Origin of the sequence: Dickeya oryzae (assembly GCF_009372235.1) — a bacterium.
GTDB classification, from domain to species: domain Bacteria; phylum Pseudomonadota; class Gammaproteobacteria; order Enterobacterales; family Enterobacteriaceae; genus Dickeya; species Dickeya oryzae.
In genome coordinates, this window is sequence record NZ_SULL01000014.1 from 43937 (window position 1) to 53497 (window position 9561).

10 protein-coding genes are annotated in these 9561 nt (G+C 52.2%); all 10 read left to right on the forward strand.

Features of this window, described 5'->3' with window-relative positions:
• Positions 1–92: 92 nt before the first annotated feature.
• Entirely contained in the window at positions 93–1685 is a 1593-nt protein-coding gene (locus tag FAZ14_RS15140) for a methyl-accepting chemotaxis protein (protein ID WP_153508831.1), read from the forward strand.
• Positions 1686–2442: 757 nt separating this feature from the next.
• The gene (locus FAZ14_RS15145; RefSeq protein ID WP_153508832.1) at positions 2443–3018 is read left to right on the forward strand and encodes a Pvc16 family protein; all 576 of its coding nucleotides are present in this window, start codon (positions 2443–2445) and stop codon (positions 3016–3018) included.
• On the forward strand, positions 3018–3830 hold the full coding sequence (locus FAZ14_RS15150) for a hypothetical protein (RefSeq protein ID WP_153508833.1): 813 nt from the start codon (positions 3018–3020) through the stop codon (positions 3828–3830). Before FAZ14_RS15145 ends, FAZ14_RS15150 begins: the two co-directional genes overlap by 1 nt.
• Before the next feature lie 115 nt (positions 3831–3945).
• Complete coding sequence (locus FAZ14_RS15155; RefSeq protein WP_016941218.1) at positions 3946–5529, forward strand: phage tail sheath family protein; 1584 nt, start codon at positions 3946–3948, stop codon at positions 5527–5529.
• Positions 5530–5590: 61 nt separating this feature from the next.
• Entirely contained in the window at positions 5591–6055 is a 465-nt protein-coding gene (locus tag FAZ14_RS15160) for a phage tail protein (RefSeq protein WP_016941219.1), read from the forward strand.
• 1 nt (position 6056) lies between these two features.
• Positions 6057–6503: a phage tail protein gene (locus FAZ14_RS15165; protein WP_235914580.1), complete on the forward strand. Its 447-nt coding sequence runs from the start codon at positions 6057–6059 to the stop codon at positions 6501–6503.
• 17 nt (positions 6504–6520) lie between these two features.
• Positions 6521–6691 carry a DUF5908 family protein gene (locus FAZ14_RS15170; RefSeq protein WP_016941221.1) on the forward strand — a complete coding sequence of 57 codons (171 nt, stop codon included), beginning with the start codon at positions 6521–6523 and terminating at the stop codon, positions 6689–6691.
• A 69-nt stretch (positions 6692–6760) separates the two neighbouring features.
• The gene (locus tag FAZ14_RS15175; protein ID WP_016941222.1) at positions 6761–7441 is read left to right on the forward strand and encodes a CIS tube protein; all 681 of its coding nucleotides are present in this window, start codon (positions 6761–6763) and stop codon (positions 7439–7441) included.
• On the forward strand, positions 7438–9225 hold the full coding sequence (vgrG, locus tag FAZ14_RS15180; RefSeq protein WP_016941223.1) for a type VI secretion system tip protein VgrG: 1788 nt from the start codon (positions 7438–7440) through the stop codon (positions 9223–9225). Before FAZ14_RS15175 ends, vgrG begins: the two co-directional genes overlap by 4 nt.
• Before the next feature lie 34 nt (positions 9226–9259).
• Entirely contained in the window at positions 9260–9559 is a 300-nt protein-coding gene (locus tag FAZ14_RS15185) for a PAAR domain-containing protein (protein ID WP_016941224.1), read from the forward strand.
• The last annotated feature ends 2 nt before the right edge of the window (positions 9560–9561 follow it).

Here is a 9561-nt window from a genome sequence, read left to right on the forward strand (position 1 = left end):
CAATATTTGTTGCCGATAATGAGTTATCAGTGCAACACGGCTGATGCTTTAAATAAAAACACGATAACCTTTAGTAAACAAAGGAAAAAAAGATGACAATTTTCCAAAAGCTAGCGATAGCTATCATGATTTTCGTACTGGCGCTCATTGGGGTGGGCGGGTACGGCATTAAAGCTCTCGGGGATTCGAAAGATAGGGTGGAATACGTGACAGGGAATACGCTGCCCAGCCTGACGTTATTATCTAATTCAAATATCAATGTGCGCGAAGTGCGGGCGGCACTCGCGATGTTAGGTGATGTTGACGATCAGACGCAACGCGTGACCCAGTTGAAGTCCATTATGGATAAGCTCACCAGCGTGGATAAATTCATGGCGGATTATAAGCAGAACTACATTGCTGATAACCGTGATGCGCAGATGACGGATAGTACGATTCAGCTGCTGGTGTCTTACCGTCAGAACATTGATAACCTTTATAAGAGCGGCACTATCCAGAAAAGTACCGATGCGGCAGCGGAGAGCGCCAAAAAGCAAACAGAGCAGGCGGTGATTAAATCCTTGCAAGATCAGCGTGAATACAATCTGGCGCTGGCCTCGGCTCAGGAAAAAGCTAATCAGGAGAACTATAACAGCACACTGTATACGCTTATTGGCTTGATCGTTGTTTCGGTCGCGGTCGCGGGCACCCTGGCGTTGATGATCCTGATTTATGTCCGTCGTAGCCTCAACCACTTGCAGCATACTTTGCTGACGATTAGCGACAGTCTGGATCTGACATTACAGGCAGATGATAGTCGTCACGATGAAATCGGTAAAACCGCACAAGCACTGAACAGCCTGACCGAGCGTTTTGCGACGGTGCTGGCAGATGTGCGTACGGCTAGCGAGAGCGTGGCGACGGCATCTAACGAAATAGCCGCCGCCAATATCGATCTTTCCGCCCGCACTGAAGAGCAGGCGGCATCACTGGCGCAAACCGCCGCCAGCATGCACGAAATTTCCTCTACCGTAGAAAGTAACGTCGAAAATGCCCGTCAGGCCAATAGTCTTGGTCAGCAGGCCGCAGATGCTGTTGCCCATGGTGATGACTCGGTGGAACGCATGATGCAGGCGATGAAGGCGATTGCTTCCGGCTCCGAAAAAGTCGCTGAGATCACTACGCTTATCGAAGGTATCGCTTTTCAGACGAACATTCTGGCGCTTAACGCCGCAGTGGAAGCGGCACGTGCTGGTGAGCATGGACGTGGTTTCGCCGTGGTAGCAGGCGAGGTGCGCACGTTGTCTCAGCGTTCTTCTTCCGCAGCCAGAGAAATCAAAACGCTTATCGATAATGCTATTGGGGCAGTGAAAAACGGGTCACAGCAGGCTGATGATGTGCGCGATGCCATCAGCAATGTCAAAACCTTGATCACCAATGCATCATCACTGGTAGGGGAAATGTCGCTGGCATCGGAAGAGCAAAGTCGCGGCATCAGCCAGATCAACGTGGCGATTAACCAGATGGAAGCTGTCACACAGCAAAACGCCGCTATGGTGGAAGAGGCATCATCAGCAGCAGAATCACTCAATGATCAGGCGGCGCGGTTGCGTCAATTGGTAGAAATCTTTCGGTTGAATGCAGGCGGGGAACGTCAACAGTTTGGCGAGGTATCTGCACCCCGGTTGTCTGTTGGGATGAGGTAACAGTTAACGACAATCGAATTATTTACTGAGACTGGCCGACATCACGTAGTGGATGTCGGCCAGGGTTCGGATAATTACATCTTCTCAACGGTCTGGATGCCGGGCGTATCCAGGCTGGTTTTCAGCGTTTTCTCACCGTGACCGGCGCTTTCTCTATACATTTGGAACATCACACACAACAACAGATGTAGACTAAAATCATTTCATTGTCTATTGAATTGGTATTATTTTTCCTGGTAAAAATTTTTCGCATAAACAATAGTAATTTCAATTAATTATGAATTTTTTTATTATACTCTGGCGCATCTGTGGTTTTTTTGTATTTTCCGCTTATACTGAAAAACAATTGTGGATAGTAAAAAAGATGTTGCGGAAAAAGCTGCTTCTGTCGATTTTTAATGTTATTAACGGAAAGTAAATTATAGCCGGAGGCAATAAACAGCGTATCCTAATTGCATACAGACCACTTTATTCACCATAAAATAATGTTTGCCGTCAGTTTTTTCTGATGCGTGTTGTTTTGTCTTTTTATATGCGCTTTCATATAAAGGGTAGGTGGTTGTTGCTATTTTATTTTCGCGAAATTATTTCTATTAAATTAATTTTCTGATGGTGTTAATTATACATTAAATAATGCTCCATTGCAGGAGGTGGTGGCCGAGTTCATGTATCTGATATTGGCTTAATTGCATGGTAAGGTGTCAGGATTCAAACACATTGTTAACCATGAGGTATATCGGGCATATAAGGATTTCTGATGATTGATGATGCTCTGGGTTATATTAAAAGCACGTTGAACCAACAACTATGCCATCAATTTGACAGTGATGGTGAATTGGTTGTGGTAAATAACCTGGTAGAGTTGAATGGTGGTTATCCATTGAAAAATCAGAATAAAATGGTGCTGACGATGATCAATCTCGAACATGAAACCATAAAGCCCTTTTATGGCAGCCGCTCACCAAACAGCCCGGGAAATACCAGTGTCAGGCAGATTCTACCCCCTGTAATATTTAATCTCGATGTTTTATTTACCGCACACTTTGATGATTACCATGAGGCCTTAAAATTTCTCTCAGCCACCATTGCCTTTTTTCAGGCGACCCCAGCGTTGGTCAGACAAAAATTTCCCGATATGCCGGATGATTTAACACAGCTGCAATTTGAAATAGAGAATTCATCTTATGAAAAAACGCAAAATCTTTGGAGTGCATTAGGTGCCCGGTATCAACCATCAATTATTTATAAAATTCGCCACCTCACTATTCAGTCGAATCAGATTGCGGGTGAAATCCCTGTCTTACAGCACATCACTAATAAGGTGTCGCCCTGATGTTTGTGATCGTGGAGCTGACCTTGCAGCACCATTATTTTCCGCAAGGGGAGTGGCGAGAAGCCACGCTGCTGCCGGATGAATATACCCGGCGACAGATGCAGCGTTTTGGTTTGCAACTGGTGGCGTTCGGCAATATCTGGCGTTTCTATGGCTGTGCGGTAACCGGGCGGACGGCATTTCTGCAATATTGTTCTACGTTGGCGGATGAGCAGCCATTTCGTTTCTGGGTGGTACAGCCGCGACCGTATTTTGTGGTCATCACCGATATACCGCTGGACTGGCAAGGCGTGCTGGGGTTTAGCAGTCATCGTGTAACGACCGGAAGCGATGCTCAGGCGGTAGCCCAACTGATCGCCAGCGCACCGACGAGCGACAATGCGCCGACTGGCGCGGTGGCGGAGGTCTGTTGTCATCTGGATGACCTGGTTACCCGGCAGGCCTACGCCATCGTCTTACAGCCGCGTTCCACCACCTGGGAGTATCGCGTAATACCGCGCGGTCAGATGCGGTTACAAGAGCCGCAGGTGGTGGATGCTTCGGGTCAGGTCGCATTTTCGTCTACTGCCACGCTGACAGCAGAATCGGGAGCGTTTGGTGGGTGGGTGACCCGCAGCCTGTCAGCGATTGCGTTTCAGCAACTGCCGATGCAGCGCCTGTCGCTGATGGATCGCCCAATTATGGATACACCCGATGGTAGCGCCCGGCAACGCCGCATCTTATCGGCGCTGCCGACCCCGATGGATACTCAGCCGTTTGTACACCGCGCCGACGATAACCAGCCGGTATCTGTGATGTATGTATACGTCTGACTGACGCGACCTGTCGGCGACAAACTACTGTTGAAGGACATCAGCCTGACGTTATCGGCCAGCCTATCAATGAAGTACAGGAATTTCACTCAGTGAACCAAAGGAAAACCACGACATGCTAGCATCCAATATCAAAACTCCGGGTGTGTACATCAATGAGCTGAATGCGTTTCCGAACTCTGTGGTCCCTGTCGCCACAGCGGTTCCGGCCTTCATCGGCTACACACCCAATGCGGAATATCAGGGCAAGTCATACTATAACAAGGCGCAGAAAATCACGTCCTTTGCCGAGTTTCAGGCCATCTACATGAAACCGAATCCTGCACCGCCGGCGGATCCCGCCTCGCAATATAGTCCGGAATACTATCTGGTAGAGCAGAAGAGCCAGCCTGATAAGGGTGACTACCTGCTGCTTAACGGCAGCTACTACGCGATTGTGCCAGACCCGAATACCATCTATTACCTTTATAACAGTATCCGACTGTTCTACCAGAACGGCGGGGGTGATGCGTATATCGTGTCCGTCGGCAACTATGGCGCGGCCAGCGGCAAAGCGGGCGATGTTGGCGCGCCGCTCGTTAATCCGAATGTGACGCTGGCGGATCTGCAACGGGGGCTAGCGTTACTGCAGAACGAGCAGGAACCGACCATGTATATCTGTCCAGAAGCGACGCTACTGTCGGTGGACGACAACGGCACGTTGATGCAGAGCATGTTGCTGCAGGCGGCAGAACTGCAAACCACGGTGTGCCTGTTCGACATCATCGGTGGCAACGCGCCGGACCCTATCATGTACACCAATGATATCGAGACCTTCCGCAATAGTACCGGGTCGAATGGGTTGAATTACGGGATAGCGTATTACCCGTTCGTGGGCACCACGATCATGCAAAATAGCGATATCAACTTCACCAACTTGTTTGGCGGTGATGTCAAACAGCTGGCACCGATTCTGAATCCACCGTCGGCACCGAATGCCGCCGTCGCCAAGATCCTCGGTATGATTGAGAATCCACCCACCACCAACCCGATGACCAACTCGCAACTGAACGCGGCGTTGCTCAACGCCTCGCAGACCTACTCGCAAATCATTAACCATGTGTTGACCAGCGCAAACATACTGCCGCCCAGCGGCGCGGTGGCTGGTGTCTACACCGTTAACGATAACCTGAACGGTGTCTGGCACGCCCCGGCAAACACCAGCATCGTCGGCGCCGCACACTTACCTATCCGTCTGACGGATGCCCAGCAGGCGGATCTCAATGTGGATGCGGTATCGGGCAAATCAGTCAACGCGATCCGTTTTTTCAACGGGCAAGGCATCCTGATTTGGGGCGCCCGCACGCTCGATGGCAACAGTCAGGACTGGCGCTATGTGTCGGTGCGCCGAACCATGACCTTTCTGGAGCAGTCGGTCAAACTCGCGGCGCGCGCCTATGTGTTTGAACCGAATAACGCGAATACCTGGGCTGCGGTTCGCAGTGAGATCATCAGCTTCCTGACGTCTATCTGGAAAGAAGGCGGCTTGCAGGGGGCATCGGCGGCCGATGCATTCCAGGTGCTCTGCGGGTTGGGCTCGACCATGACCGGCGATGACCTGCTCAACGGCTTCCTGAATGTGACGGTCAGGGTGGCGATCGTCCGGCCGGCGGAATTCCTCGTGATCACCTTTGAGCAGGAAATGGCGAAGTCGGGCTAAGCCCGGTGGTGGGGTTCACTCTATTCAACACATTGATTAGCAACTGTTAAGGAGCATGCTCATGGCAGATGACGGCAGCAAAGAAGGCAGCACATGGCCGATGCCCAAGTTTCGGTTTGAGGTCGATCTCGGCTCAGAATTGAAAGGGGTGGCGTTTCAGGAAGTGTCCGGTATGGACAAAGAGGTTCAGGTCATTGAGTACCGGCACAGCAACAGCACCTTGTTCTCGACCATCAAAATGCCGGGGATTGCCAAGTACGGCAACATCACGATGAAGCGTGGTGTTTTTGTCAACGACAACAACTTCTGGCAGTGGATGGACGAAATCAAGATGAACACCGTCAAACGGCGCACGGTGCTGATCAAACTGCTGGATGAGAACGGCGCGGTCACCATGCAATGGCAGTTGAACAATGCCTGGCCGACCAAAATCACCGGCACTGACCTGAAGTCCGATGCCAATGAAGTGGCGGTGGATACCCTGGAAATCGCTCATGAACAATTGCTTGTGACCAATGGCTCTTAACTTGCAAACCAGCTTTTACTTCAGCGTCTCAATTTCCGGCATGGGCAGCAGCGATGCTGCTTTTCAGGAAGTCAGTGGGCTGAGTAAAGAAATGGGGATTGAAGAAGTGGTGTGTGGTGGGGAGAACCGATTTAAGTATCGGCTGCCTGCCCACACGACGTTTCAGAATCTGGTCTTGCGGCGAGGCGTACTCAATGCAGAGTCGGCGTTGATTAGCTGGGTGAAAGATACGCTGGACAACGGCGTGTCCGTACCGATCAAGACCCGCGATATTAAAGTCTGGCTGCTAAATGAAAATGGCGAGGTCAGCATGGACTGGAATTTTATTGCCGCCTACCCGGTGAAGTGGTCCGGCAGCAGTCTGAAGTCGCAGGAAAGTGAAATATTCATTGAAACGCTGGAATTTGCTTATCAGTACTTCGAGATGCCTAATTTTGAAACTTTTTAACCAGGAGATGACTGACCATGCCTGTGGAAATCCGCGAGTTGGTGATTAAAACCGACATCCAGAGCCAGAATACGCCGACGGTTGCCGAACTGGATCCGGTGCAGTTACAGGCGCTGAAGCAGCGCATTGTTCAGGAGTGCCTGCGGCAACTGGAAAAACAGCAACGGCATAATCCGTTGGAGCGATGACGGGCAGTCGTGCCATCAGAATCGATGAAAACATGCGTAATGGAACCGTAACTGAGGCAGGAAGGGGCGATGGGCGGATTAAAGAAAATGCGGATCGTGGCCTACAGTGATGAAAAGTTCACCACCAAGGTTGCTGGCGGAGAGTTCGTGGTGATGTTGAATCCCGAACAAATCCGCATCAATCGCAGCGTCAGTTATGACGAAGAACAAGCGCCGGGCAGCGGCAAACTGTCATCCAAGTATCGCGCCACGCCTGGGGAGCTACTGAGCTTCGAGATGGTGCTCGACTGTACCGGTGTGGTCGACAGCACCCGCACGGATTTAACCAAAGAAATGGCCCAGTTGAAAAAGGTGGTCTATGACTACAACGGCAATATTCACCGCCCCAACTACGTGGTCATCTATTGGGGGCAAGGGTTGTCGTTCAAAGGCGTGCTGCAGGGGTTCGACACTACCTATACCTTTTTCCGACCTGACGGTACGGCGCTGCGCGCTAAGGTGTCGCTACAGTTCACCTCCTATCTTGACCCAGCGACCGCTGCCAGACAGGAAGACAAAAAATCGCCGGACCTGACCCATCTGGTGGATGTGGTTGATGGCGACAGTCTGCCACAAGTCAGCCAGATGATTTATCGCGACCCGGAATGCTATGTCCAACTGGCGGCGTTCAATCAACTCGATAAGATCCGCGCGTTGCCCGCTGGGCTACAGTTGCGCGTTCCTCCGCTCAAACGTGGGGGCGACGCATGAGCGATGGGATAACATCAGGCGGGGTGGCGACGCACGATATTACCGCCAATGGGGTGGCGATCCCGGCGGATTATCAGGTTCGCCGTATTCAGATACAGCAGCGAATCAATCACATCAGCCGCGCCACGCTGGAAATTCTCGATGGCAGCGCCTCACAGGAAAACTTCACGGTGAGCGCCTCGTCAACGTTTGTGCCGGGGGCGGAAATCGTGATCAGCTTGGGGTATGACTGCACCAATAAAAAGGTGTTCTCCGGTATTGTCACCCGGCAATCTTTGCAGGTGAATCCCGGCGTCGGGCCACTGTTGGTGGTGGAATGCCGTGATAGCGCGATCAAGATGAGCGTGGGGCGCAAAAGTGCCGCCTACCAGAATAAAACCGACAGCGATGTGATGAGCACGCTAATTGGTCAGTATGGCTTGAGTAAAAAAGTCACCAGCACCACGGTGACGCGACCAGAGCTGGTGCAATACTACTGTAGCGACTGGGATTTCATACTGAGCCGCGCCGAGGTAAACGGGCTGGTGGTGAGCACCTTAAACGGAACGGTGTCGGTTTTCTCACCCACGGCCAGCACTCAGTCGGTGCTAACGGTGACTTACGGTGCCGGGCTTTACCATTTTAGCGCCGGGCTCAATGCGGTGACCCAACTGGCGCAAGTCAAGGCCAGCGCGTGGGACGACAAAACTCAGAAATGCATTTCCTCGACCGCCGCCAATACCCTTTCCGGGCCGGGCAATCTCAGCAGCAAAACGCTGTCTGGTGTGGTGGGGCTGTCGGATTTTGCCTTGCAGACCACGGCTGCGCTGGATAACGACGCACTGACACAATGGTCCAAGGCGCAAATGCTTAAGAGCGAACTGGCCAAGATCACTGGCGAGGTACGTTTTCAGGGCGACGCTGCCGTGACCGCCGGAAACTACCTGACCATCAGCGGTATGGGAAGCCGGTTTGACGGCGATTACTTCGTTTCCGGCATTGAACACGATTACGCCGACGGGAACTGGTTTACCTGCGCGGAACTGGGGTTATCGCCACTGTGGTTCGTACAGGAACACGATGTGATGGCACCGTCGGCGGCGGGGCTGCTGCCCGGTGTCGAAGGGTTGTTCAACGCTACGGTGAAGAAGGTCGATCAGGATCCTGACAACGCTTATCGCATTCTGGTCGAACTGCCGTTGTTCAATGACGGCGGAAAAGGACTGTGGGCACGGCTGGCGAATTTTTATTCCAGCAGCGGTGTAGGGGCTTTTTTTCTGCCCGAAGTCGGGGATGAGGTCATTGTCGGCTTCCTTAATCAGGATCCGCGGTTTCCTATCGTCCTCGGGAGTCTGTACAGCACCAACCGCAAACCCTACAGCACACTGGTCCCGGATGCGGAAAACAGCAAAAAAGCGATCGTGACGAAAAGTGAGCTGCGCATCGTTTTCGATGATAAGGACAGCATCATGACGATCACCACCAAGGGCAACAATGTGATTGTGCTGAATGATAAAAAACAGCAAATCAGCATCACCGACCAGCATAACAATGCCATCACGATGTCGTCAGCCGGCATCGATATCAAAAGCCCGTCTACCATCAATATCCAGGCCGACCAGAAGGTCAATATCAAAGGCAATCTCGGGGTGACGGTTCAGGCATCGTCGGGGGACGTGAAGGTCTCCGGCCTGAACGTTAACGCCAGCGCCGATGTGTCGTTTAACGCTAAAGGCAGTGCCACCGCCGAAGTACAGGGCGGTGCTGAACTGACCCTCAAGGGTGCCATGGTGATGATCAACTGACAGGTAACGACCAACTGTAAAAGGAGAGGATTCGATGCCGCCAGCAGCAAGACTGACCGATTTCCATCAGTGCCCCATGGTGACGCCGGGATTGCCGCCGATCCCCCATGTGGGCGGGCCGGTTATCGGGCCGGGTTGTCCAACCGTGCTGATAGGCAAGCTGCCCGCCGCCAGAGTGGGCGACATGTTGGTGTGCGTCGGGCCGCCAGACAGCATCATCAAAGGGTCGGCTACTGTGTTGATCGGCGGGATGCCCGCCGCACGAATAGGCGACAGCACCGCGCATGGCGGCAGCCTGGTACTGGGGGATTTTACGGTGATGATCGGGGGATAGGG